The sequence below is a fragment of the Pseudomonas sp. SWRI51 genome, from assembly GCF_014268825.1.
GTDB lineage: Bacteria > Pseudomonadota > Gammaproteobacteria > Pseudomonadales > Pseudomonadaceae > Aquipseudomonas > Aquipseudomonas farsensis.
The window spans coordinates 1-880 of record NZ_JABWRG010000185.1; the positions used below are offsets into that span (position 1 = coordinate 1).

Here is an 880-nt window from a genome sequence, read left to right on the forward strand (position 1 = left end):
AGTGCCAGCCCCCCATCCACGTCCTGGCCCGTCCACCATTGGGCTTCGTTGAGGGTCACGCACAGCTCGGAACCTTGCGCCACCCAGAACGCATTGCCCTGCGCGGCAGGTGCTACCTGGCAAGTCTTTTCGTCCAATTCCCCGGCCCGCAACAGTTTGCTGTCGAGGTTGATCTGCTTGCACAAGGCAAGCGCCCAATCTTTCGCCGGTGCGGTAAAAAAGTGGTTCTCGTACAGGTGCTGGGTTTTCAGGTCTCGGACTTGCAAGCAGAGCGTTTGCCCTTCAATGGCGGTGTACTGGTCGTTGCACGCCAAGGCTTGGACGAGGTTGCCAGTAAATGGCGCTGTGCTGAACGCACGGGAGCCATTACGGCACCACAGGCGAAGGTCCGCGCAACCACTGGCGGCCAGTTGCCCGTCCGCTGTCCAGCCACCCGCGCTCAACCCTTGAGCCTGAGCGTTCTGCTGCAAGAACGTGGCAAAGGCCGCCGGCCAGAGGTCTGCGGTCAGTGCGCCCTTGACGGCGGTGTATTCGAACGTGAGCATTTCGCCATCAGCCGGGCGAACCTTGAACGCGTGGATGACCTCGCCAAGGGCCAGGTCGCGGCCGGCCCGAATCGGGCACAGGCTGTGCCAGCCGCCTTCAAGGGTACCCAGGCTTTGGTAATCAAAGCCGGTCATGTCCGGCAGATAGCCATCGGGACGGGTGGTGAGAATGAAGGGAACGACGGCTTCGCCGCTGATTGCAGTGCTGACGGCGGCTTGTTTGGTAGGAGTGGCCATACGAGAGGTCCTTGTGCACGGGAGCAACAGGAACCTGGTCAAGTACAGCGCGGCAGTTTTACCGACGGGGCCAGGGTCCCACGAATGAACCCATCACA

General features: G+C 61.6%; 1 protein-coding gene. It reads right to left on the minus strand.

All coding sequences use genetic code 11. The features are described 5' to 3' along the window. Positions 1–782: hypothetical protein (locus HU720_RS23940; RefSeq protein ID WP_186523625.1), on the minus strand; the 782-nt coding region annotated here is incomplete at its 3' end. Positions 783–880: the final 98 nt, after the last annotated feature.